Source organism: Shinella granuli, from assembly GCF_004341885.1.
Taxonomy (GTDB): Bacteria; Pseudomonadota; Alphaproteobacteria; order Rhizobiales; family Rhizobiaceae; genus Shinella; species Shinella granuli.
This window is the reverse complement of the sequence record NZ_SLVX01000020.1, coordinates 92,319-116,663: the sequence shown is the minus strand read 5'-3', so window position 1 is coordinate 116,663 and position 24,345 is coordinate 92,319. Positions and strand designations below refer to the sequence as shown.

Annotated in this window: 19 protein-coding genes; 15 read left to right on the top strand and 4 right to left on the bottom strand. The window is 64.1% G+C overall.

What is annotated here, in order from left to right:
• Positions 1–275 precede the first annotated feature (275 nt).
• Positions 276–1,532: a flagellin N-terminal helical domain-containing protein gene (locus tag EV665_RS24435; RefSeq protein ID WP_133036039.1), complete on the top strand. Its 1,257-nt coding sequence runs from the start codon at positions 276–278 to the stop codon at positions 1,530–1,532.
• A gap of 77 nt (positions 1,533–1,609) precedes the next feature.
• Here EV665_RS24435 and glf read toward each other — a convergent pair whose 3' ends face one another.
• The 4 genes from glf to EV665_RS24415 all read right to left on the bottom strand — a co-directional run bounded on the left by glf (position 1,610) and on the right by EV665_RS24415 (position 10,428).
• Positions 1,610–2,767 carry a UDP-galactopyranose mutase gene (glf, locus tag EV665_RS24430; RefSeq protein WP_133036038.1) on the bottom strand — a complete coding sequence of 386 codons (1,158 nt, stop codon included), beginning with the start codon at positions 2,765–2,767 and terminating at the stop codon, positions 1,610–1,612.
• Between the two features lie 12 nt (positions 2,768–2,779).
• Positions 2,780–4,072, bottom strand: coding sequence for a DUF6250 domain-containing protein (locus tag EV665_RS24425; RefSeq protein ID WP_133036037.1), 1,293 nt, complete (start codon positions 4,070–4,072; stop codon positions 2,780–2,782).
• A gap of 47 nt (positions 4,073–4,119) precedes the next feature.
• Positions 4,120–6,168 carry an O-linked N-acetylglucosamine transferase, SPINDLY family protein gene (locus tag EV665_RS24420; protein WP_133036036.1) on the bottom strand — a complete coding sequence of 683 codons (2,049 nt, stop codon included), beginning with the start codon at positions 6,166–6,168 and terminating at the stop codon, positions 4,120–4,122.
• A 180-nt stretch (positions 6,169–6,348) separates the two neighbouring features.
• Positions 6,349–10,428 (bottom strand): beta strand repeat-containing protein, encoded by a 4,080-nt coding sequence (locus EV665_RS24415; protein ID WP_133036035.1) that lies wholly within the window; start codon positions 10,426–10,428, stop codon positions 6,349–6,351.
• A 749-nt stretch (positions 10,429–11,177) separates the two neighbouring features.
• On the opposite strand from EV665_RS24415, the gene EV665_RS24410 reads away from it, so the two are divergent.
• The 14 genes from EV665_RS24410 (at position 11,178) to fliQ (ending at position 24,229) form a co-directional block, all read left to right on the top strand.
• Positions 11,178–12,140, top strand: a complete 963-nt coding sequence (locus EV665_RS24410) for a flagellin N-terminal helical domain-containing protein (RefSeq protein ID WP_133036034.1) — start codon at positions 11,178–11,180, stop codon at positions 12,138–12,140.
• Positions 12,141–12,453: 313 nt separating this feature from the next.
• Entirely contained in the window at positions 12,454–13,107 is a 654-nt protein-coding gene (locus tag EV665_RS24405) for a hypothetical protein (protein ID WP_133036033.1), read from the top strand.
• Positions 13,104–14,318 (top strand): MotB family protein, encoded by a 1,215-nt coding sequence (locus EV665_RS24400; RefSeq protein WP_133036032.1) that lies wholly within the window; start codon positions 13,104–13,106, stop codon positions 14,316–14,318. Before EV665_RS24405 ends, EV665_RS24400 begins: the two co-directional genes overlap by 4 nt.
• Positions 14,319–14,349: 31 nt before the next feature.
• On the top strand, positions 14,350–15,648 hold the full coding sequence (motC, locus tag EV665_RS24395; protein WP_133036031.1) for a chemotaxis protein MotC: 1,299 nt from the start codon (positions 14,350–14,352) through the stop codon (positions 15,646–15,648).
• A complete protein-coding gene (fliK, locus tag EV665_RS24390) occupies positions 15,645–17,066 on the top strand; it encodes a flagellar hook-length control protein FliK (protein WP_133036030.1) in 1,422 nt (473 codons plus the stop codon). The genes motC and fliK overlap by 4 nt, the downstream gene beginning before the upstream one ends.
• Entirely contained in the window at positions 16,990–17,568 is a 579-nt protein-coding gene (locus EV665_RS24385) for a transglycosylase SLT domain-containing protein (RefSeq protein ID WP_064328893.1), read from the top strand. Before fliK ends, EV665_RS24385 begins: the two co-directional genes overlap by 77 nt.
• A 281-nt stretch (positions 17,569–17,849) precedes the next feature.
• The gene (gene rem, locus EV665_RS24380) at positions 17,850–18,524 is read left to right on the top strand and encodes a transcriptional activator Rem (protein ID WP_064328894.1); all 675 of its coding nucleotides are present in this window, start codon (positions 17,850–17,852) and stop codon (positions 18,522–18,524) included.
• A 100-nt stretch (positions 18,525–18,624) separates the two neighbouring features.
• Complete coding sequence (locus EV665_RS24375) at positions 18,625–20,187, top strand: flagellar hook protein FlgE (protein ID WP_133036029.1); 1,563 nt, start codon at positions 18,625–18,627, stop codon at positions 20,185–20,187.
• 44 nt (positions 20,188–20,231) lie between these two features.
• On the top strand, positions 20,232–21,644 hold the full coding sequence (gene flgK / locus EV665_RS24370) for a flagellar hook-associated protein FlgK (RefSeq protein WP_064328896.1): 1,413 nt from the start codon (positions 20,232–20,234) through the stop codon (positions 21,642–21,644).
• 3 nt (positions 21,645–21,647) lie between these two features.
• A complete protein-coding gene (locus EV665_RS24365) occupies positions 21,648–22,688 on the top strand; it encodes a flagellar hook-associated family protein (protein ID WP_133036028.1) in 1,041 nt (346 codons plus the stop codon).
• A 38-nt stretch (positions 22,689–22,726) separates the two neighbouring features.
• Positions 22,727–23,080 carry a flagellar biosynthesis regulator FlaF gene (flaF, locus tag EV665_RS24360; RefSeq protein WP_064328898.1) on the top strand — a complete coding sequence of 118 codons (354 nt, stop codon included), beginning with the start codon at positions 22,727–22,729 and terminating at the stop codon, positions 23,078–23,080.
• Positions 23,077–23,523 carry a flagellar biosynthesis repressor FlbT gene (gene flbT / locus EV665_RS24355; RefSeq protein WP_024270944.1) on the top strand — a complete coding sequence of 149 codons (447 nt, stop codon included), beginning with the start codon at positions 23,077–23,079 and terminating at the stop codon, positions 23,521–23,523. The genes flaF and flbT overlap by 4 nt, the downstream gene beginning before the upstream one ends.
• Positions 23,517–23,966, top strand: coding sequence for a flagellar hook assembly protein FlgD (gene flgD, locus EV665_RS24350; protein WP_064328899.1), 450 nt, complete (start codon positions 23,517–23,519; stop codon positions 23,964–23,966). The genes flbT and flgD overlap by 7 nt, the downstream gene beginning before the upstream one ends.
• Positions 23,963–24,229: a flagellar biosynthesis protein FliQ gene (gene fliQ / locus EV665_RS24345; protein WP_064328900.1), complete on the top strand. Its 267-nt coding sequence runs from the start codon at positions 23,963–23,965 to the stop codon at positions 24,227–24,229. Before flgD ends, fliQ begins: the two co-directional genes overlap by 4 nt.
• Positions 24,230–24,345: the final 116 nt, after the last annotated feature.

Here is a 24,345-nt window from a genome sequence, read left to right as displayed (position 1 = left end):
GCTCGGGCTTAAGCCCTCCCGGCGGTCTCAGGCCGGCGCCGCAGTGGCCGACTTTTGCTCCGCCCCGTGGCCGGTTTTTACTCCGCCGTTGACACTCGCGCAAAAAAACTGCGCTTTTAGCAAAGCGTTAACTATGTTGGCATTAGTTAGGAGCATCGAAGTGGCGAGCCAATCCCTGAATAATCAAGGATTTGGCAAGCATGATGCTGACTGCCACTCCCCGGTGAAATCCGGAATGTCCCTTCTCATTCAGCCAATCAAGGGGCACTTATTCAATGACGAGCATCCTCACCAACGTCGCGGCCATGTCCGCGCTCCAGACCCTGCGTTCTATTAGCTCCGGTATGGAAGAAACACAGGCCCGCGTTTCCTCGGGCCTGCGCGTCGGCGGTGCTGCCGATAACGCTGCTTACTGGTCGATCGCGACCACCATGCGCTCCGACAACATGGCGCTCTCCGCCGTTCAGGATGCCCTCGGCCTCGGTGCTGCCAAGGTTGATACCGCTTATGCGGGTATGGAATCGGCTATCGAAGTAGTCAAGGAAATCAAGAAAAAGCTGGTTGCTGCAACCGAAGACGGCGTTGATAAGGCGAAGGTTCAGGAAGAAATCGCTCAGCTTCAGGATCAGCTGAAGAGCATTGCTGATGCGGCATCTTTCTCTGGAGAAAACTGGCTGAAGGCTGATGCCGGGGCCGCAGAGGTCAAAGACGTTGTCGGCTCCTTCGTTCGTGATGACAACGGCAACGTCTCGGTCAAGAAGATCGGTTACACGCTTGACGATAAGACTGTTCTCTTTGACTCGACGAACAACACGCCGTTGACGACGTATGGCTCGGGCATTCTTGACGCCCAGGCGCAATACAATGGCACGGATGGCGTTAATGTCGACATCACGATCAATGGCGTCGCTTCGTCGCCTGCCGTTAAGGGTTATAGCACGAACGAGCTGCTCACGCTCGGCTTGACCTTCACGACAAATACGACGACCAATCAAACTGTTGCTGATAATGCGGGCACTGTAGAGTACCTGCGTCTTGACGGACAAGACAAGTGGGTGAAACTGACCGCGACTGCGCCGACGACTGGTCAGGCTGTTGCCTACAACGATGGTTCCACTGACTACTTCGTCGATACTGCCGATCTACCGACGAACGTTGTCAACGCAGATGCTGGGTTCTCCGCTTACAACCTCGACATCACGAAGTTGGATGACGTTGCAACCGCGATGGGTGGTAGTTTTACTGAAGCCGACGCTCTGGATTTCATGATCCAGTATATCGATGATCAGCTCGAGACGATGACTAGCGCCGCTGCCGACCTGGGTTCGATCGCCATGCGCATCGGCCTGCAGGAAGACTTCGTCAAGAAGCTGACGGAATCCATCGACAAGGGCGTCGGTCGCCTGGTCGATGCGGACATGAACGAGGAATCGACCCGCCTTAAGGCGCTGCAGACGCAGCAGCAGCTCGGCATCCAGTCGCTGTCGATCGCCAACTCGGCTTCGGAAAGCATCCTCACGCTCTTCCGTTAATCGCAGGGCGACCGATCACTCCAAGGTCTCAGAAGGCCCCGGTTCATCCGGGGCCTTCTTCCGTTTTGGCTGTGGCCTCAGAGCGGCGCGTGCAGGAAGGTGGGCATCGCGGCATTCTCGGCCCGACGGGCGAGGTAGAGCCGTGCGGTGTCGAGCGCCTCGCGGATCGTCACGTCCATGTCGAGATAGCGGTAGGTGCCGAGGCGGCCGACGAAGGTGACGCCCTGCTCCTGTTCGGCGCGCACGACATAGTCGGCGAGCTGTGCCTTCTCCTCGACGAGGCGGATCGGGTAGTAGGGGATGTCCTCCGGCTCGCAGGCACGCGAGAATTCGCGGTAGCAGACCGAGCCCGCGGGCGTCTCCCAGGGCGAAAAATGCTTGTGCTCGGTGATGCGGGTATAGGGGATAGCGACGTCGCCGTAGTTCATCACCGCGCAGCCCTGGTAGTCGCCCTCATAGGTGAAACGCTCGAAATCGAGCGTGCGGTAGCCGAGCCGGCCAAGCTCGTAGTCGAAATAGCCGTCGAGCGGGCCGGAATAGAAGAGATGGCCGTAGCCGGCCTTCTCGCCGCGGCGGAAGCCGGTTTCGAGCGCCACCGTGATGTTCGGATGATCGAGGATGCGCGCGATCATCTCGGTATAGCCGGTCTCCGGCATGCCCTGGTATTTGTGGAAGAAATAGTTGTCCTCGTAGTTGAAGCGCACCGGCAGGCGCTTCAGGATCGAGGCCGGCAGCTCGGTCGGCGCGCAACCCCACTGCTTCTGCGTATAGCCCTTGAAGAAGGCCTCGTAGAGGTCGCGCCCGACGAAGCGCAGCGCCTGTTCCTCGAAGGTCTGCGGATCGGTGATCGTCTTGTCCGCCTGTTCCTCCAGGAAGGCGCGGGCCTCGTCCGGGCGAAAGCTCTTGCCGAAGAACTGGTTGATCGTGTGCAGGTTGATCGGCAGCGAATAGACCTGCCCGCCGCTCGTCGCCTTCACGCGGTTCTTGTAGGGCATGAAGGTCATGAAGCCGTTCACATAGTCCCACACTTCCCTGTCGTCGGTGTGGAAGATATGCGGCCCGTAGACATGCACCATCACGCCGGTCGCTTCGTCCCGCTCCGTGTGGCAGTTGCCGCCGATATGGTCCCGCTTGTCAACGATCTCGACCGCATGGCCCGCCTCGGCAAGCGCGCGGCCGATGACCGCGCCGGAAAGCCCGGCGCCGACGACGAGGATTTTTTCCTTTACACCCATGGAGTCCGGTCCTCAGCCCGCCATCCGCAGGGCGAACTGGGGCTTCTCCACTGCCGGGAAGAGGCGCTCGCGCATGAGTGCCTCATAGGCCTCGATGAGCGGGCTCGGGTCCCAGCCGCGCTCCTGCGGGCCGAAACTCAGGTGGCTGACGGTGAAATCCGAGTAGATCGCCGTCGGCCGCTGCAGGAGCTTCGGAACGCCGATGGTGAGCGCGTGTTCGTCGTCGCCCCGCGGCAGGGCCATGTGCGCGAGATCGCGGCCGAGCCAGGCGATGAAGTTGATCGACAGCCGCTCCGTCCAGTCGACGACCCTGGTCGGAAGGGCAAGCGTCCTGCCGCCCTGGTCGAGGAAGAAGTCGTGAAGCTTCACGGCCCGCTCGGCGCTCTCCCAGAGGCTGCCGCCGAAGCCGCCCGGCGGCAGTTCGAAATGGCCGACGCCCGGTGGAATGGAACCGGCCGCTTGCTGGAAATAGGCGCAGACGCCGTTGTTCACCACATTGGCCGAGACGACGAAGTAATGCGGATTGTTCCGGCGGAACTGGATGAAGCCGTCCAGTTCGTCGATGTCGAGATAGACGATGTCGTCGTCGCATTTCAGGAACACCGCGTCGGAGAAGGCCTCCAGCCGCGTGGCGTAATAATCGTAGGCCTGCCAGTAGGGCATCTGATCGCCCGGATTGCCGATATAGCGCCGCGTGGCCGCGCCGGCATCGCAAAGCTCGAGGTCCGCACCCCAGCCGCCGCGCATGCGCACGCTCGCGCCGGCGGAAATGTCGAGCTCCGGCCAGCTGCCGATGGTCACGCCGTTGACGCGCAGCGTCGGCACGCCGGCCGCGTCGAGCGACAGCACGACATCGTTCGGCCGGCCGGGGGAGAGCACGCCGGGCGTCGGCGCGCTCCACAGATTGGTGTCGTCGCCGCGCTCGGGGTTCTCCAGCTTCTCGCGCGGGATCTTGCGCAGCGCCGAATGGGTGTTCTTCCAGCCGCCGACCACGAATTCATAATGGTCGTTCGGGCGGTCGTGTGGGGTGAGGGTGATGTGCAGGTCGTGCCGGATGCGGGCGCTGGTGCGGAACGCGGCCTGGCGCGAGACGCTGCCGACCGGCTGGTAGGGCACTTTCGCGCCCATGTAACGCACCGGGCCGAATTCCCGGCTCACCCAGGCATGATCCTTTGCCGAGCGGGTGAAGTCCCAGATGTGCCACTCGTCGATGATCCCGAGGTCCATCGCCCGGCGGACATACTGGGTGAGGATCTCCATCCGCTTCTGCCGTCCGGCAAAGGTCACCAGGATTACGGGGGTCATGTTGTCCTCGTCATTCAGAACTTCGGGTTGCGGGCGGGCCGGAGCGGTCAGGCGGCCGGCGCCGGCCAGAGGCGGGCGTCGTGCCAGAGCGGTGCGTGTTCATCGAGGCCGGCAAGCGCCGCGCGGTAGCGCTGCCGGTAGGCCTCGTCGTCCTCGAATTCGATGCCGGCGGCGGCAAGCTCGGCGCCGACCTCGTAGTAGACGTCGAGATTGCGCAGGTCGGGCACGGGCGTTTCCCCCCGCTCGGCATCGCCCTGCATCTGCCAGAACAGCTCTTCAAGGCGGCGGGCAAGGCCCGGCATGTCGCGCAGCGCGCAGGTTTCACGCTGGCGCTGCAGCGAATCCTTCACCGCCGCAAGGCTCGCCGGGTTCCGGGCGAAGGCGACGGCCTTGTGCACGTAGTCGTCCGGGCCGGCGCAGACCATCTCGGGAATGCCGGCGGCCGAAACGATGCTGGCGCAGAAGCGCGAGGCGAAGCTCTTGCCCGCGATGGTCAGCACCGGCAGGCCCTGGGTGATGGCGTCGGCCGCGGTGGAGTGGGCGCCGTAGGGAAAGGTGTCGAGGAAGAGATCGGCAAGGCCGATGCGGGCAAGATGGTCGGGATTCTGCGCCTTGCCGGCGAAGATGATGCGCTCCGGCGCGACCCCGTTCTGTGCCGCGAGCTGTTTCAGGCGCTCGTTGACGCTGTCGTCGCCGGCGAGCAGCCACAGCACGCTGCCGGGCGTTGCCAGCAGGATCGCCATCCAGCGGCCGAAGCAGGCGGCGGTGATCTTCTGCATGCCGTTGAAGCTTGCGAAGACGAAGGCGTTTTCCGGCAGGCCGACGCTGGCGCGCGTCGGGCGCGGCGAGACCGCGCGCTTGCGGTCCACCGGCTGGTTGCAGGCGATGCGCAGGACCTTCTCGGTGTAGTAGATCTCGTTTTCCGGCGGCACGATGCGTTCGTCGGCGATCATGTACTGGTGGTAGGGGCTCGCCATGGTGCCGGGATAGCCGCAGAAGTTCACGATGACGGGTGCCGGACGGTAGGCGAAGATCTTGGTGCGGGCATTGCGGGTATAGCCGTTGACGTCGACGAGCACGTCGATCTCGTCGGCGGCGATCTGGCGGGCGGCGTCGATGTCGCTGAGCGTGTCGATGTCGCGCCAGTGGTCGACCGCCAGCTTGATGCGGGCCTGGGTCTGGTCGAGGGGCGCCGGGTCGCCGCAATAATAGGCGAAGACCTCGACACTCGCCTTGTCATGCAATTCGAGCACTTCGCTGAGCGCAAAACCGACCGCGTGCTGGCGCAGGTCCGAGGAGAGGTAGCCGATGCGCAGCCGCTGCCCGGTTCCCGACCTCTGCCGCACCGGATTGCGTGTGAAGGCCGCAAGATCGGCGGGGCGGCCGACATTCGTGCGGCAGTAGCGATGAGCCTTTGCCATGTGGAAAATGGGATCGTCCGTATAGCAGGCGATCGTCATGGACGAGGTCGCATCCATGAAATGGCGCGGCGTGACATGGAGAGAAGGGGTGAAGACCGGCCATTTGCACTGGCGCATGCGCAGCGAGATCCAGTGCTGCGCGGCCTCCGGGCGCGAGGGCTGCAGTTCCATGGCCTGCCAGAGGGCGGCCTCGGCTTCCTCCAGATGCCCGGTGCCTTCCAGAACGCGGCCGATATGCTGGAGGCTGAGCAGGCGGTTGTTGATCCTGTCCGGCGTGACGTCGGCGGTCGCATCGGCATAGACGCGCCATTGCTGGACGGCCTGGCCGGTCAGCCCGCAGTCCTCCAGCGTCCTGCCGAGATTGATATGGGCCTGGCCGAACTGCGGGTTGATGCGCACGGCGGCGCGCAGGGCGTGCAGCGCGCCGGCGGCATCGCCGGCCTTCGAGAGCGAGACCGCATAGTTGAAATAGGCAAGATGCAGCAGCGGGTTGCTGTCGTTGAAGGCGATCCAGAGCTTGTAGAGTTCGCCCGCCTGTGCCGTCGCCCCGGCCGCCGTCAGGCTTTCCGTCATCTGGAACAGCTCGGTCAGCGAGAGCTGCTGGTTGCGGGCCCGCCCGAGGATGTTGAGGAACGAAGCGGCGGGATCGGCGAGAATGGGAGTGCTGACGGTCATGACATCCTGCGGCAAGGGGGCCTGCTGGCCGGGCTGTTGAACGGCTCGAAGGGAGCTCGTCTGCCTTGCTATCGGAGTTGACTTGCGTCGGGCTGATCGTTTTGCGCGAAGGAAGGGTCGCCGTCGGGGGCGGAAGAAGGAACGGCGGCGCGATATGGACCGCGCCGCCGCATGTCGGGGTTAGATCGAGGCGTAGGCCTGGATGACGGCTTCGACCTGTGCCGTGTTCATGGCCGCGATCTGCTCGGCCTTGAGGGCCATGATCTGGGCGGAGCCGAGGGCTGCGATGTCCTCGGTGGCCAGACCCTGCAGGGCCTTCAGGCTGATTGCAGCGATTTCGTCGGTCGTGAAGGTCTTGATGCCGTCCGAGCTCATCGCCTGGATGGCGGCTGCGCTGAGACCTGCGATCTGCGAGCTGGTCAAGGCGGCGACCTGGGTCGTCGACAGAGCCCCGATCTGGCCGCCGGTCAGACCCGCAATCTGCTTGGCATCGAGAGCGGCGATCTGGCCGGTGCCGAGGGCCGCGATCTGCGCGCTGTTGACCGTAGCGATCTGCTTGGCGCTGAGGCCGGCGAGCTGGCCGGTCGAGAGCGCTGCGAGCTGGCCGGTGGACAGGGCGTTCAGCTGGGTGCTGGTGAGGGCACCGATCTGCTTGCTGTCGAGGGCTGCGATGGCCGCGGTGGTGATGCCGGCAAGCGCCGAGGTTTCGAGACCGGCAAGAGCCTTGACGTTGATGGCAGCCAGCTCATCCGTGCTGAACAGAGCCAGCTCGGCCGAGTCGATGGTCTTCAGGGCAGCGGCGCTGAGCGCGGCGACCTGCGAGGTCGTCAGGGCTGCGATCTGGTCCGTCGACAGGGCTGCTGCCTGGACGCTGGTCAGGGCGCCGATCTGGGCGCTCGACAGGCCGGCGATCTGGCCGGTGCCGAGGGCTGCGATCTGTGCCGAGCCGATCGTGGCAACCTGCTTGGCGCTCAGGCCGGCGAGCTGACCGGAGCCGAGGGCTGCGACCTGACCGCTGGAGAGTGCATTGAGCTGGGTGCTGGAGAGGGCGGCGATCTGCTTGCTGTCGAGGGCGGCGATGGCGGCCGTCGTGATGCCGGCAAGCGCCGCGGTTTCGAGGCCGGCGAGAGCCTTGACGTTGATGGCGGCCAGTTCATCGGTGCTGAACAGGGCAAGTTCCGCCGAGTCGATGGTCTTCAGGGCGGCGGCGCTGAGCGCTGCGACCTGTGCGCTGTTGAGGGCAGCGATCTGGCCCGTCGACAGGGCTGCCGCCTGGTTGCTGGTCAGGGCGCCGATCTGGGCGCTGCCCAGCGAAGCGACCTGGCCGGTGCTGAGGGCAGCGATCTGCGCGCTGTTGACCGTAGCGACCTGCTTGGCGCTGAGGCCGGCGAGCTGGCCGGTCGAGAGCGCTGCGAGCTGGCCGGTGGACAGCGCGTTCAGCTGGGTGCTGGTGAGGGCAGCGATCTGCTTGCTGTCGAGGGCTGCGATGGCGGCGGTGGTGATGCCGGCAAGCGCTGCGGTTTCGAGGCCGGCGAGGGCCTTGGCGCTGATGGCTGCCAGCTCATCGGTGCTGAACAGCGCCAGTTCCGCCGCGTCGATGGTCTTCAGGGCAGCGGCGCTGAGCGCGGCGACCTGCGAGGTCGTCAGGGCGGCGATCTGGTCCGTCGACAGGGCTGCTGCCTGGGCGCTGGTCAGGGCGCCGATCTGGGCGCTCGACAGGCCGGCGATCTGGCCGGTGCCGAGGGCTGCGATCTGTGCCGAACCGATCGTGGCGACCTGCTTGACGCTCAGGCCGGCAAGTTGGCCGGAGCCGAGGGCTGCGACCTGGCCGCTGGAGAGCGCATTGAGCTGGGTGCTGGTGAGGGCGGCGATCTGCTTGCTGTCGAGGGCTGCGATGGCGGCGGTGGTGATGCCGGCGAGTGCCGCCGTTTCGAGGCCGGCAAGGGCCTTGACGTTGATGGCGGCCAGTTCATCCGTGCTGAACAGGGCGAGTTCCGCCGAATCGACCGTCTTGAGGGCTGCGGCGCTGAGTGCTGCAATCTGCGAACTGGTGAGCGCTGCGATCTGGCCGGTCGACAGGGCTGCTGCCTGGCTGCTGGTCAGGGCGCCGATCTGGGCGCTGCCCAGCGAAGCGATCTGGCCGGTGCTGAGGGCAGCGATCTGAGCCGAGCTGATCGTGCCAACCTGCTTGGCGCTGAGGCCGGCGAGCTGGCCGGTCGTCAGGGCTGCGAGCTGGCCGCTGGACAGGGCATTGAACTGGGTGCTGGTGAGGGCACCGATCTGCTTGCTGTCGAGGGCGGTGATGGCAGCGGTGGTGATGCCGGCGAGAGCTGCGGTTTCGAGGCCGGCAAGGGCCTTGACGTTGATGGCTGCCAGCTCATCGGTGCTGAAGAGGGCGATTTCCGCCGAGTCGATGGTCTTGAGGGCAGCGGCGCTGAGCGCTGCGGCCTGCGAGCTGGTGAGCGCTGCGATCTGGTCCGTCGACAGGGCTGCTGCCTGGGCGCTGGTCAGGGCGCCGATCTGGGCGCTCGACAGGGCGGCGACCTGGCCGGTGCCGAGGGCTGCGATCTGTGCCGAGCCGATCGTGGCAACCTGCTTGGCGCTCAGGCCGGCGAGCTGGCCGGTCGAGAGAGCCGCAACCTGACCGGTGGACAGGGCATTGAGCTGGATGCTGGAGAGGGCGGCGATCTGCTTGCTGTCGAGGGCGGCGATGGCGGCCGTCGTGATACCGGCAAGCGCCGCGGTTTCGAGGCCGGCGAGGGCCTTGACGTTGATGGCGGCCAGTTCATCGGTGCTGAACAGCGCCAGCTCGGCCGAGTCGATGGTCTTCAGGGCAGCGGCGCTGAGTGCTCCGACCTGCGCGCTGTTGAGCGCAGCGATCTGGCCGGTCGACAGGGCTGCTGCCTGGCTGCTGGTCAGGGCGCCGATCTGGGCGCTCGACAGGCCGGCGATCTGGCCGGTGCCGAGGGCGCCGACCTGTGCACTGTTGAGGGTCGCGAACTGCTTGGCGCTCAGGCCGGCAAGCTGGCTGGTGCCGAGGGCAGCAACCTGGCCGGTGGACATGGCGTTGAGCTGGGTGCTGGAGAGGGCGGCGATCTGCTTGCTGTCGAGGGCTGCGATGGCGGCCGTCGTGATGCCGGCAAGCGCCGCGGTTTCGAGGCCGGCGATGGCCTTGGCGCTGATGGCGGCCAGCTCATCGGTGCTGAAGAGGGCCAGTTCCGCCGAATCGATCGTCTTCAGGGCGGCGGCGCTGAGCGCGGCCACCTGCGAGCTGGTCAGGGCTGCGATCTGGTCCGTCGACAGGGCCGCTGCCTGGCTGCTGCTCAGAGCTGCGATCTGGGCGCTGTTCAGGCTCGCGATGCTGGCCGATGCGATGCCGGCAAGGGCGGAGGCATCGAGGCTGGAGAAGGCCTTGGCGTTGATGGCGGCCAGTTCATCCGTGGTGAAGAGGGCGATTTCCGCCGAATCGAGGGTCTTGAGAGCGGCAGCGCTGAGGCCGGCGACCTGCGTTGCGGAGAGGGCCGCGATCTGGCCCGTCGAGAGCGCCGCAGCCTGGCCGCTGGTGAGAGCGCCGATCTGCGCGCTGGACAGCGATGCGATCTGCGTGGTGCTGAGGGTTGCGATCTGCGTCGTGGAGAGCGTGCCAACCTGCTTTGCCGTCAGGCCGGCGATCTGGCCGGTGCTGAGGGCGCCGAGCTGGCCGCTGGAGAGCGCGTTGAGCTGGGCGCTGGAGAGGACGGCGATCTGGCCGGTGCCGAGGGCGGCGATGCTGGACGATGCGATGCCCGCGAGCGCTGCCGTGCTGATGCCGGCGATCGCCTTGGCATTGATGGCGCCGAGCTCATCGGTGGTGAACAGTGCCAGTTCGGCGGAATCGATGGTGGTGAAGACCTGGTAGCCGAGGGCCGCGATCTGCGCGGAGTTCAGCACGGCGATTTCATCCGTGGTGAAGGTCGCGACCTGGGCGCTGGTGAGAGCCGCTGCCTGCGTGGCCTTGAGGCCTGCAATGTGGCCGGAGGTCAGGGACGAGATCTGGGCGGCGCTGAGGCCGGCGATGGACTTGACGGCGATCGAGCCGATCTGCTCCGAGGTAAAGGAGAGAAGGCTGCTCGACTGGAAGGCGTTGAGCTGGGCAGCGCTGAGCGCTGCGACCTTTTCCGAGGTCAGCGCCGCGACATCCTCGGTGTTGAGAAGCTGGATCGCACTCGTGGAAAGGTTCCGGATCTGGCTCGGAGTCAGATTGGTAATGATTGAAGTCATGGACGCGCGCCCTTGTGTTAGCGGATGACAAACGTCGTTTTCGTTCCACCGACCGTGCGGGAAGAGGTTCGTTCTTCTCCTCGGGTCCCCAGGCGCGCAAAGCACCCGCCGTGTACCGCTCGGTCGAGCGCCATCGACGGCGCCAACGGTCCGGACGTCCGGTTGGACGAAAACAATGTCACATGAAACATGGCTCGAACGAGCCAGCGCATTGGAAGGGCATCATGCGCGGAGCTGAACCAGCCCCGATCCCTACGCCATCGGTCGCAAATGCCATGCATTGGCTATGCTTTTTCAGGGCAGGCAGCGCCGGGCAGAAAAATTGCCCCAGCCAGCCCTTTTCGACCACGTAAAGTTCTAATCGGCAGCGTTTAATTTTGGGTTAACAGGCGCGCAGCTCAGGTTGTATCCCATCCCGGCCGATGCTCCGACAGGCACTGTCCCGGCGGCAAAGCACGGCGGTTGTGAGGCAGCTTGCCGAAAGGGGGCGGGTTGAGCCCCCGCGTCGGATCTTCCGGCTGACTGCGAAAACTGGCTTTGGAAAATAAACGTTATCTTCACTTTTCTTCCGATGCGCCCAAGCCTGTTAACCATTTGTTAACCATTCGCCATTAACCCTTTGTTAAGAACGATGGACTGGCGCCCAGGGCAAACGAGCGGCGCCGGATGCATGAAGCCGCTTCGTCGTTACCGGTCCCCGCCTCACTCCGGCATGTCCCCCGACAATTCCTTTTTCAGGGCAAGTGCCAATGACCAGCATATTGACCAACTCCGCCGCCATGGCGGCGCTGCAGACCCTTCGTTCCATCGACAACGGACTTGAAACCACGCAGGGGCGCGTCTCGTCCGGCATGCGCGTCGAGACCGCCGCCGACAATGCCGCCTACTGGTCGATCGCGACCACCATGCGCTCCGACAACCGCGCCATCTCGACCGTCGCCGACGCCCTCGGCCTCGGCGCGGCCAAGGTCGACACCGCCTACACGGCGCTCGAGAACGTCATCGAGGTGATGAGCGAGATCAAGGCGAAGCTGGTGGCCGCCCGCGAGCCGGGCGTCGACAAGAACAAGATCAACGACGAATTGAAGGAATTGAAGAACCAGCTCGTCTCGGCCGCCCAGTCGGCATCCTTCTCCGGCGAGAACTGGCTCTATAATTCCGGCGCGGACGCGCTCGGCGTCAAATCCGTCGTTGCCTCCTTCGTGCGAACCGCGAGCGGCAACGTCAAGGTCGCCACGCTCGATTTCGACACCGCCAATTCCGTGCTGATCGATATCCAGGAGCCCGATCGCGGCTACCTCACCAGGGCCATCGACGCCGATGAACTGGTGGACGAGCCGACGGGCACCGCCCGGGAATATTATCTGATCGCATCGAACCCGGTGACCAGCGGCGAACCTATCGAGATCGACGGCAGTACGGACTATGAGGCTCTCGACGACATGATCAGCGTCGTCGACAACATCCTCAAGGACCTGACGAACGCCGCATCCACGCTCGGCGCCATCACCAGCCGCATCGAGATGCAGGAGAGCTTCGTCGCCAGCCTCAACGACGTGATCGACAAGGGCATCGGTCGTCTCGTCGATGCGGACATGAACGAGGAATCGACCCGCCTGAAGGCGCTGCAGACCCAGCAGCAGCTCGGCATCCAGTCGCTGTCGATCGCCAATTCGAGTGCCGAAAACATCCTCCAGCTCTTCCGTCAGTAAGGGCAGGCAGGTTCTCTTCCGCCCCGGCCGTTGGTCATCGGCCGAGGCGGGCGGTTGGGCCGCGTTATTTGCCCTGGCGCGGCCCAACACCTTTCATCTTCATCCTCGCACAAGTTTGACCCCCTAGGCTCGGTGGCACGATCAGGAAGATTGTGTGCCTTTCGCCTCACGGAAGGTGCGGTGTCCGAGGAGACGGGTCAGCGGTGGTGTCAGGTTCCAGTGTTTTCGAGAGCGAGCGTTGCAGCGGTCCGCGGGGTTCCCGCCGGACCTTTCATGCGTTCGTCCGGCACGCGGCGAAGCGGGAGGATGCGCGATGAGCGTGCAGCTCGCTCGTTACCTCAAGGATTTCGGCGCCCCCCCGCGCCCCAAGATACCTGCCTTCCAGCCGCCGTCCTTCGGCGAGGAGGGGGGCGGCGCTGCGGCCCAGGCCTTTGTCATGCCGCCGGCCGAACCGCCGGTGGACCTGGCTGCCGAGCGTGCCGAGGCCTTTGCGGATGGCAAGGCGGAGGCCGAGATGGAGCTTCGCAGCAAGCACGAGGCCGAGATCGCGGCCCTGAAGGAGGCGCACCAGGCCGAACTCGACAGCCTGAAGGCGCGCTACGAGAGGGACTATGCCAGCGCCCTTGCCGAGCGGTTTTCCACGTTGACGGGCGAGGTGGCCGAGCGTGTCGCTGCCGATACGGCCGAGGTTCTGGCACCGGTGATGAACGATGTGCTGGCGCGGGGCGCGGTCGCCGACCTTGCCCGCATGATCACCGAGGGCCTGCAGGGCGACGAAGGCCTGACGATAACGGTGAAGGGGCCGGCAAACCTCTTCCAGCAACTGGAAACGCATTTCGACGAACCCGCGCCGGTCTTCCGGCATGTCGAGATGCAGGATGTCGATTTGACGGTGGAGTTCGGCGAAACCGTCCTGGTAACGCGGATGGCGGCCTGGGCTGACACCGTACGCAAGGTGCTTGCATGAGCGAAGGCGAAAATCACCACCACGGCAAGAACGAGATCATCATCGTCAAGCGCCATGGCGACCACGAGGGCGACCACCATTCGGCCGCCTGGAAGATCGCCTATGCCGACTTCATGACCGCGATGATGGCCTTCTTCCTTGTGATGTGGCTCGTCAATGCCGCCAACGAGAAGACCCAGGCTTCGGTCGCCTCCTATTTCAACCCGATCAAGCTGACCGACGACAAGCCGGCCGACAAGTCGGTGAAGAAGCCGGCCAACAGCGCCGAAGGCGAGGCGACGCAGGACAAGTCCAAGGAACAGGGCCAGCAGCAGGCGAGCGGCAACGGCGCGGAAAGCGGTAAGGACGAGAAGACGACGGCCGGCGAGGAAGCGAAGTATTCCGAGGCCAACTTCTTCGAGAATCCCTATTCCGTGCTGTCGGAAATCGCGCAGGAAGTCGGCCAGCAGGCAAATGTCAGCGCCAAGGGCGAGGGCGGCGCGGCGACCTCCGGTCCGGCGACCGGCGCCAATGGCGGCGAAGCCTATCGCGATCCGTTCGATCCCGATTTCTGGACCCAGCAGGTCGATATCTCGCAGGCGACGGACGCCGGCAGCGAGAGCCAGCAGATGGCGGCTGCCAGCGACGACACCGTGAAGGAGGCTCTCGCCAGGGAAGAGGCGGAAAAGGCCGCGGTCGCGAAGGCCGAAGCGGAAAAGGTCGTCGCCGAGGCCGCCAAGGCGAGGGAAGACGAGAAGAAATCCGCCGAGGAAAAGAAGGCGGACGAATTGAAGAAGCAGTTGGCCGATGAGATCGGCACGCTCGGCAAGCTGGCCGAGGGACTGAGCGTGACGCCGGCCGAAGGCGGCCTGCTCGTCAGCCTCACCGACCAGCTTGACACGCCGATGTTCAATGTCGGCTCGGCCGTGCCCAAGCGCGAAATGGTGCTGGCGATGGAGAAGATCGGCAAGGTCCTCGAGGGCCGGCCGGGTGCCATCGCCATCCGCGGCCATACCGACGCCCGTCCCTTTGCCGGCGGCAAGAACGACAACTGGAAGCTTTCCATGGATCGTGCGCAGAGCGCCTATTACATGCTGGTGCGCGGCGGCCTGGAGGAAAAGCGCGTGAGCCAGGTGACCGGCTTTGCCGATCGTCGCCTGAAGGTTCCCGCCGATCCGATGGCGGATGCCAACCGCCGCATCGAAATCCTCATCCAGGCCGAGGGCAGCTGACGCCATGGGCTTCTTGCGGCGCTCTCTCCTGATGGGAACGGTCTTGTGCACGGTGCTTTCCGCCGTCGCGCCCGCGCGTGCCGAAGACCTCGACAATCTTGCGCCCTACAAGATGATCCGCTCGCTGCAATATGTGCAGGACACGGTGGCGCTTGGCGACCATTCGGCGATGGAGATGCAGCGCTTCCTGCTGAGCACCATCGACGAGCGGCTGCGCACCGGAGAATCCGTGCTCTTCGACGACCCGCGCAATGTGGACGCCGCGCTCGTCTATGCTATGAGCGGCGGCAATCCCGAGACGCTGGAAGTGCTGATCAGGAAGGATGTCGACGGGCATTTCGATTCCCGCCTGACCGATGCCCTGCGCAGCTACCTCAGCGGCCGCGGCACGCAGAGCGTCAAGTCGCTCGCGGAGATCTTCCCGGAATACAAGCGTTCGCGCGTCGGCCCCTATCTCGCGCTCGTCTCGGCCAATTCGGTCATGCGCAAGGATCCCGCGCTGGCACTCACCTATTTCGACTGGGCACGGCTCGTCGCCCCCGGCACGATCGTCGAGGAGGCGGCGCTGCGCCGCTCAATCTACATCGCCAGCGAGGCCGGCTGGATCGACAAGAGCATGACCTATGCCAACCGCTATGCGCGGCGCTACCTGCGGTCGCCCTATGCCAGCCAATTCGCGGATCTCTTCGTGAAGCTGGCGGTCGATCATTTCGAGGCGATCAAGGAAGACGACATTCTGGAGATACTCTCCTTCATGGACGTGCCGCGTCAGCGCGAGGTCTATCTGCGCATGGCGCGCCTTGCGGCGATCTCGGGCAAGAACAAGCTCGCCTCGCTTGCCGCCGAACGCGCCCAGGTGCTGTCCGGTGACGGGGAGAGCGTGCCGAAGGTGCTGGCGGACCTCTATTCGGGCCTGGCCTCCGTCCCTTCCGGGGACGTGGCGGCGGCGATGGAATCGATCATCGCCATCCCCGACGACAAGCTCTCGGCCAAGGACCGCGCCCTGAAGGCGGCGGCCCGCGCGGTGGCGGAGGAAGTGCTGCGTGAACCGGTGGTGCCCGTGGCGGCCGAGGCGGATCTTGCCAAGCCCGTGCGGCAGGCCGAGGACGCCTCCCATGACGGATTGAGCGAGACGGAACTCGCCGATCGGGCGATGGATCCGCGGGCGGGCATCGAAGAGACGCCGGTCGCCTCGGTCGTCGAGCCGGCAGAGGAAAAGAAAGAGCAGCCAGAAAGCGCGGGCATCGACCCCGCCTTCGATACATTCGTTTCGGGCGGGAGGTCCAAGCTCGACGAAATCGACGCGCTCTTGAAAGGAGAAGGCAGTTGAGCACCATCGGTAGCGGGGTTTTGGGCGTCGTGCAGGGGCAGGCGGCAGGAAAGGGCAAGGCTGGTCACGGCCAGGCCGCCGGCGCTTCGGAAGAGGGCGGCTTTGCCACTGCCATCGCCAGTCTTTCCGGACGGGAGGGTGACGGCGGGCGCAAGGGCGCGCGATTGTCGATTTCCGGCGCGGCCGTCCGTGGCGAGCACGACAGGGGAGAAACTGACCAGGCGCGCGTGAAGCTCGGGCGCCGCGATGGAGCGGCGCTGACCGAAGCCGCGGGCAAGCCCGGCGTGGATGCCTCCGAAGCGGACGACCGGCCTTTCGACGAAAAGGCGGCGCTCCTGCCGGAGGCTGCAGGCCGGCAGGGCCGCAGGACGCAGGGCGAGGTGCGCGACGGCAAGTCTGCCACGCTCCGTGGCGAAGATGCGGACGTGGACGAGGACGCCACGGTGGCGGCCGACGCGACGCAGGAGACTGCGCCGAAAGCCGGGTCCGATGTCGGCAATCTTCTGGAAATGCTGGCCGCGCCGAATGCCATGCCGCTGGATGCGGCCGCGAAGGCCGGTATGCCGGGCACGGTGCCGGACGGGAAGGCGCAGGCCGGCGGCAAGGGAACGGTGAGGGTCGAGGCCCGTGCCGATGCCGCGGCCAAGGCCGATGGCACCCATGTGACGGATGCCATGGATGCCGGCGACGTGCCGCAGTCGGATGCCGACCAGCTCTTCCGGCTGATCCGCGCCGACGGCAAGGGGCGGGATCTCGACATGAGCCTGTCCGACAAGGGCGATCGCGCGACCTTCCGCGATGCCAATCCGACCGGCCCGAAGGGCGAGACGGTGACCGTGGTCGATGCGCGCCGCTATATCGGCCTTGCGCAGACCGGCAATGCGGCGGCCATGACGACGGCGATCACGCAGGACCCGCAATGGGCGGCCTCGCTCAGCGCCACCGGCGGGCTCAGCCATGCGGAGACGGCGGCCACCGGCAAGGTCGTCAACACGCTGAAGATCCAGATGCACCCGATCGAGCTCGGCCTCGTGACGGCAACGCTGCGCCTGCACGGCGACGATCTCGTCGTCTCGCTGCAGGTTGAGACGGGCGAGGCCTATCGCCAGCTCATCGACGACCGGGACGCCATCGTGCGCGCGCTGCGCGGACAGGGTTTTGCCGTGGATCAGGTCAGCGTCCAGCTCGCACCGGCCGACAGGGGCGCGAATGCGCAGCAGGGCGACAGCCAGGGCCAGCAGCAGCAGTTCTCCGGCCAGCCGCAGGCCCGCGAGGGTGGTAATGGCCGCCAGGGCGGCAGTGGAGAGGGCACAGGCAATTTCGCACGCGAGGGAGCATCCCATGAAGGCACCACGTCGGACAACGCTCCTGGCCTTGCTGGCGGCCAGCCTCAGCGCTCTGGCGGCGTCTATCTCTGACGCCCAGGCCTCCGTCGGGGCGTGCGAGCGGGAAATCCTCGCCGCGGCTGCAAAATACGATGTTCCTGCCGGCATCCTCTATTCCGTCGGTCTCACCGAGACCGGCCGGAAGGGCTCGCTGCAGCCCTATGCCATGAACATCGAGGGCAAGGCCTTCTTCGGCCGCGACCGGCAGGATGCCCTCCAGGCATTCGAAGCGGCGCGGGCGCGCGGCGCCAAGCTGATCGACCTCGGCTGCATGCAGATCAACCACCACTTCCACGGCGACCAGTTTTCCTCGCCTGCGGAGATGTTCGACCCGCGCAAGAATGTCGAATATGCGGCAGCTTTCCTGGCGCGGCTGCACGCCCGGCACGAGACCTGGACGATGGCCGTCGCGCGCTATCATGCCGGTCCCAACAATGACCCCGCGCAGAAGCGTTATGTCTGCCGGGTGATCGCGAACTTGGTGGCGACAGGCTATGGAAGCTGGACGGCGAACGCGAAACAGTTCTGCCGGTAATTCTATTAAAAGTTGAGTTTTTGGGCTTGCGGCGGCCTGTGCCGTAATGTGGCAAGAATGCGCCCTGTTTTGGGATGGCAAGGCGGCTCGTTAACCTTTGTTAACTTTTCCACCGTAAAATTGTGGCAAAATCCGATGAGGCCTACTATATATAGACCAAATCGGCACGCAATTCTTAATCAACTGTTAATTCCACCCAGTCACTTCCTCTAGTTGCCGGTGATTCGCCCGATTCGTACCACTGCCTTAACGAGGCACCACACTGATTCGGAGGCGGACGAATGATCGTAGTGGTTGATGAGCGCGAGCTCGTTAAAGACGGCTATACTTCTCTTTTTGGTCGCGAGGGCGTGCCCTCGACGGGGTTCGATCCCCGTGAATTCGGCGAGTGGGTGAATACCGCTGCCGATTCGGACATCGATGCGGTCGAGGCGTTCCTGATCGGCCAGGGCCAGCTCTCCATGGAGCTGCCGCGTGCGATCCGTGATCGCTCGCAGGCCCCGGTGATCGCGGTCAGCGACACGCCCTCCCTGGAAACCACCCTTGCGCTCTTCGACAGCGGCGTCGACGACGTCGTGCGCAAGCCGGTGCATCCCCGTGAAATCCTGGCCCGTGCGGCGGCCATCCGGCGGCGCCTGAAGGCGCTGGCCAACCACACCGATATCGGTCCGATCCGCGTCTTCTCCGATGGCCGCGATCCGGAAATCACCGGCGAAGTCTTCCCCCTGCCGCGCCGCGAGCGCCGCATCCTCGAATATTTGGTCGCCAACCGCGGCCGCCGGCTTTCCAAGACCCAGATCTTCAACGCGATCTACGGCATCTTCGACGAGGACGTCGAGGAGAACGTGGTCGAAAGCCACATCAGCAAGCTGCGCAAGAAGCTGCGCAAGAAGCTCGGTTTCGACCCGATCGATTCCAAGCGCTTCCTTGGCTACTGCATCGACTGGCAGGGCTGACATGACATTGCTGGCTGGCGGGGAAGGCGGACCCCGGCAGCCAGCTTCACGCAAGGCCCGTCCCATAGGGTCCTGGTGACGAGACGAACGGGGAAATGACATGAGCCTCTACGGTACGATGAGAACGGGTGTTTCCGGCATGAATGCGCAGGCGAACCGCCTGAGCACGGTTGCCGACAACATCGCCAACGCGAACACGACGGGCTACAAGAAGGCCTCGACCCAGTTCTCCTCCCTTATCCTGCCCTCCACCGGCGGCGCCTACAATTCCGGCGGCGTCAACACGAGCGTGCGTTATTCCATCTCCGCACAGGGCACCTTCACCTACACGACCTCGGCGACCGACCTTGCCATCAACGGCAAGGGCTTCTTCATCGTGACGGGCTCGGACGGCCAGGAATACATGACTCGTGCCGGCGCCTTCACCATTATGGACGACGGCACGCTGCAGAATTCCTCCGGCTTCAAGCTGATGGGCTACGAATATTCCTCAACGACCGATCCGACGATCGTCGTCAATGGCTTCGACGGCCTCCAGCAGATCAACCTGTCCTCGGGGTCGCTGAATGCGACAGGATCGTCCAAAGGCGTGCTTGACGTGAACCTCCCGTCGAACGAGCCGGTCGGCTATACAAAGACGACATCGCTGGTCGCCTATGACCAGCAGGGCAATACTCGCCTTCTGGACTACGTCTATACGAAGGTGGCGGACAACGAGTGGACCGTGGACGTGCTCTATAACGGCACGTCGATCGTGGACCAGCCGCCGCTCGCGACGAGCAAGGTCAGGGTCACCGGTAATCTGGAGGAGGCGACCTTGCCCGCCGGCACGGCGACCGCAACCGTCAATATCCTTGACAAGGCGGGCAACCCCACGGCCCTGGACGTTGAATATACGCGTACGGCGACGGGGTGGGACTATGTGATCAGCAGCGGTGGTACGCCGATCCCCGGTGGCACCGGCAGCGTGGGTTTCGACGCCACGGGCAAGCTCGTTTCCGGCTCGCCGGCGAAGGTGACCGTACCGGGCTTCGGCGAGGTCGAGGTCGACCTCAGCGGTCTTACGATGACCAGCGATCCTACAAATATCACGATCGAAGAAAACAGTACCCTGGGCACTTCCGGCGGGCCGGTTACCCTGGAATTCGATGCCAAGGGTAAACTCTTCAAGCCGATGACGCTTTCGACAGGTGCCGTGGCGGTCAATGGTACGGAACTGGGAGCGCTGACGCTGAATATCGGCGGCTCCACACAGCTTTCCTCCGCCTTTGACGTCTCGAACGGGAAGATCGACGGCAACGGGGCCAGCAAGGTCACCGGTTACGAGATCAGCGACGACGGCATCGTCTATCTCAAATACGAGAACGGCGATCTCGTGCCGAAATTCCGTGTTGCGATGGCGAACGTGCAGAGCCCTGACAAACTCAAGGCGCTGCCCGGTAACATCTATTCGCAGAGCAGCGAATCGGGCGTCGTCGTCATGGGCTATGCCGGCACCAACGGTTACGGCAGCATCATCTCCGGCGCGCTGGAAGACTCCAACGTCGACATCGCCGAGGAACTGACGAGCATGATCGAGTCGCAGCGCAACTACACGGCCAACTCGAAGGTCTTCCAGACCGGTTCCGAGCTGATGGAAGTCCTCGTCAATCTGAAGAGATAAGCCGGCATGACGCCGCGCATGCATTCGAGAGTTAGGTAGATCCGATGTCGCTTTCAGCAGCAATGAAGACTGCTCAGTCCAGCTTCTCCAACGTAGGCCTGCAATCGGCCGTCGCGTCGAAGAACATTGCCAATGCAAGCAACCCGAACTACGCGCGCCGCGCGGCGATCCTCGCCACGGCCTCCTCCGGTGCCACCGTGGTGGAAACGCAGCGGGCCCAGAACGAGGCACTGCTGAAGCAGAACCTGCTCTCGATCTCCAAGTCGAGCGGCCAGGATACGCTTCTGGCCGGTCTCACGCAGATGAAGATGATGATGGGTGGCGAGGACTATGAACTCGCCCCCTCCACCTATCTGGCGAAACTGCGCGACAATCTCCAGACCTTTGCCGACAAGCCGAGCGAAGTCTCGCTCGCCGAAACGGTGGTGTCGGATGCGATCGACGTCGCAAACTCGCTGAACAGCACCTCGAACGCCCTGCAGAAGTTGCGGGCCGAGGCAGACGCCGACATCAACACGGCGGTGGTGGAACTCAACCGCCTGCTCAAGGAATTCAAGACCTACAACGACAAGGTCCGCCAGGGAACGGCCGCCGGCACCGACGTCAACGACGCGCTCGACCAGCGCGACAAACTGCTGACGGGCATTTCCGCGATCATCGGTGTCACCACGGTCAACCGTACGAACAACGACCTTGCGCTCTATACCAGCGACGGCACGGTCCTGTTCGAGACGGTGCCGCGCACCGTAAGTTTCCAGCCGTCGACCACCTTCACGGCGGCCGTCGACGGCAACCAGGTCCTTATCGATGGCGTGCCGGTCCAGGCAGGCGCCGGTGGCAACACCAGCGCACAAGGATCGATCCCCGCCCTCCTGCAGGTCCGCGACTACGTAGCGCCGATCTTCCAGAAGCAGCTCGACGAAATCGCCCGTGGCGTGATCGAGGTGTTTTCCGAAGGCGGGATGGAAGGGCTCTTCATCAGCAACGGCCTGCCCGCCGTCACGGATCCGGGTCTGGCCGCGGTCATCAAGGTCAATCCCGACGTCATCTCCAGCGAGGGCGGCAACCCCACGAAGCTGCGCGACGGCATCAATGCCGTCTACAACACGGACAACAATGCCAGCTTCTCCGAACTTCTGAACGGCTATGCGGCCGCCTTCGAGGCGCCGATGCCCTTCGATCCGGATGCGTCCATCGAAACGACGACGACGATCCTGTCCTTCTCGACCAGCTCGGTCGGCTGGCTGGAAGAGATCCGCAGTGCCGCGACGACGGCCGGCGGGGACAAGGCCGCGCTGCTCGGCCGCACCCAGGAAGCCCTTCTCAATGTGACGGCCGTCAGCCTCGACGAGGAACTGGCCCTGCTTCTCGATCTCGAGCAGTCCTACAAGGCGTCGGCCAAACTCGTGGCGGCGGTCGATGAGATGATCGCCGCTCTCCTCCAGGCGGCGGGGTAAGTTATGAAGACTTCTTTCGTTTCCAACATGTCCCTTCAAAATGCGATGCGGCTCACCGTGGCCAGCGCGCAGAAGGAGATGCTGCAGCTCCAGGAAGAAACGGTCACCGGCCGTCACGCCGATGTCGGCGCCGTGCTGGGCGCCAAGACCGCACGCACGCTGAACCTGCACCGCGATCTCCAGCGCATGGAATCGCTGAAGAGCACCAACGCGCTCACGACGCAGCGCCTTGCCGCCTCGCAGGAGGCGCTCAGCCTGATGTCGACGGCGGCGAACGAGGCGATGGGCGTGCTGATCGCACTCTCCGGCATCACCTCGCAGGACCAGCTCAACCTTGCCAAGGAAAACCTCGGCAACGCGCTTTCCACCTTCACCTCGGCGGCCAACACCTCGTTCAGCGGCGAATATCTCTTCGCCGGCATCAATACCGACGTGATGCCGCTGAAGGATTACCTGCAGGACCCGGCTTCGGACGCGAAGACCGCCTTTGATGGCCTTTATGCGACCCATTTCAGCGCAATCGCCGACGAAGACATCACGCCAGCGCAAATGCAGGCGTTCATGGACGATCTCGAAGACAATTTCATGGGCCCCAATTGGCAGGGCGATTGGTCGAACGCATCCGACGAAAACATGCAGAGCCGGATCAGTGCCGCCGAGACGGTGCAGAGTTCTACCAATACCAATGTAGACGGCATGCGCTATATGGCGCTCGGCCTCGTGCTGGGGCAGGAATTGCTGGCGCGCGGCATCAGCGAGCAGACCCGCAAGGCCGTCAGCGACGCGGCGATCGACTATATGGGCCGGGCGATCTCCGGCATCGACGGCGAACGTTCGAAGCTCGGCATTTCCGAAGCCCGCGTCAGCCAGGCCAATGCCTCGCTCAATGCCCAGGTCGCCATCCTGAGCACCAGCATCAAGGACATGGAAGGCATCGATACCTACGAGGCGGCGACGCGCGTCACCACGCTCGAATCGCAGCTTTCGCTCGCCTACACGCTCACGTCGAGGATCCAGAACCTGAGCCTGCTGAATTACCTCTGATGAACCAGAGGGTACGGACACACATGAAGGATGTCTGAATGTACCAGTTTTCATATGCCGAGATCATGGAGGAAGGCGTCGCCGTCTCGAAAGATCGGGAACGGCAGGTCCTCGATCGGTCGATTGCGCTCCTGAAAGCGGCAATGGCCAGCGATGGCGGCAACCAGGGCCGGGAGGCCATTGAGGCGATCTACTTCACGCGCCGCGTCTGGATCCGCTTCATCGAAGATCTCGGAGATCCGGAGAACCAGCTCGAGGCCGAGCTTCGGGCCAACCTTATCTCGATCGCCATCTGGATACTCAAGGAAATCGAGAAGATCCGCAAACGCGAATCCTCGAACTTCCAGGGCATCATCGACATCACCACCATCATCAAGGATGGCATCAAATGAAAAGTACACTGCGTATATCGCTGAAATCCGGTGAGCGCATCTTCGTCAACGGCGCAGTCCTGAGGGTCGATCGCAAGGTCGCGATCGAGTTCCTCAACGATGTCACGTTCCTTCTGGAAAACCACGTCCTGCAGCCGGAACAGGCGACAACGCCGCTTCGCCAGCTCTATTTCATCGCGCAGATGTCGCTGATCAACCCGGAAGGCGCCGAGCAGTCGATCGCCATGTTCCGCAAGTCGGTCATCATGCTGCTTTCCTGCTTCAAGAACGAGGAAGTGCTGGCTGAACTCAAGCGCGTCGATGCGCTCGTCACGCAGGGCCGCGCCTTCGAAGCGCTGAAGGCGATCCGCGCGCTCTACCCGATCGAGGATCGCATCCTCAACAACCAGGAAATGGCACCGGCCACGATCGAACAGATCCGCAGGGAGATTGCACCATGGTAACGCCCGTCGGCGCCGCATCGGCGGCAGACAAGCCCTATGTGCCGACCGTCACCGGCGCCGAATCCGGCACGGACGAACGCTCGGCGACCATCAACTACGAGAGCTTCCTGAAGCTGCTCGTGGCGCAGATGAAGAACCAGGATCCGACCGAGCCGATGGACGCGACCCAGCAGATGGCGCAGCTTGCGACCTTCTCCCAGGTCGAGCAGACCATCAAGACGAACAAGAACCTGGAAAGCCTGCTGCAGCGCACCTCGCTGCAGGAAGCCAACTCCGTCATCGGCCGCACCGTCACCAGCGAGGACGGCAAGATTTCTGGCGTGGTCACGGAAGTCACGCTATACAATGACGGCATCGTCGCGACGCTTGATTCGGGCAAGACCCTCGTCATCGGTCCCGGCGTGAAGGTCAGCGAAACCAAGGCGAGTGAGCCCGAAACGTGAATGAGGCAGACGCCCTCGACATAGCGCAGGCTGCCATCTGGACGGTGGTCGTGGCCTCCGGCCCGGCCGTGCTTGCGGCCATGATCGTCGGCGTCAGCATCGCCTTCCTGCAGGCGCTGACCCAGGTGCAGGAAATGACCCTCACCTTCGTGCCGAAAATCCTGGCGATCTTCGTGACGATCGCCATCTCTGCCCCCTTCATCGGCTCGCAGATCTCCATTTTCACCAACATCGTCTTCTCCCGCATCGAGAGCGGCTTCTAGTTCTAGGCTTGGAGCGTGGATGCTCGGCTGAAGGCCGAGCATGACGGAGGGCAGACGAAGCCGTGGTCAATGCGCCGCGCTGCGACATGTGCACCTCCCTCTGCCACCCTCGCGCA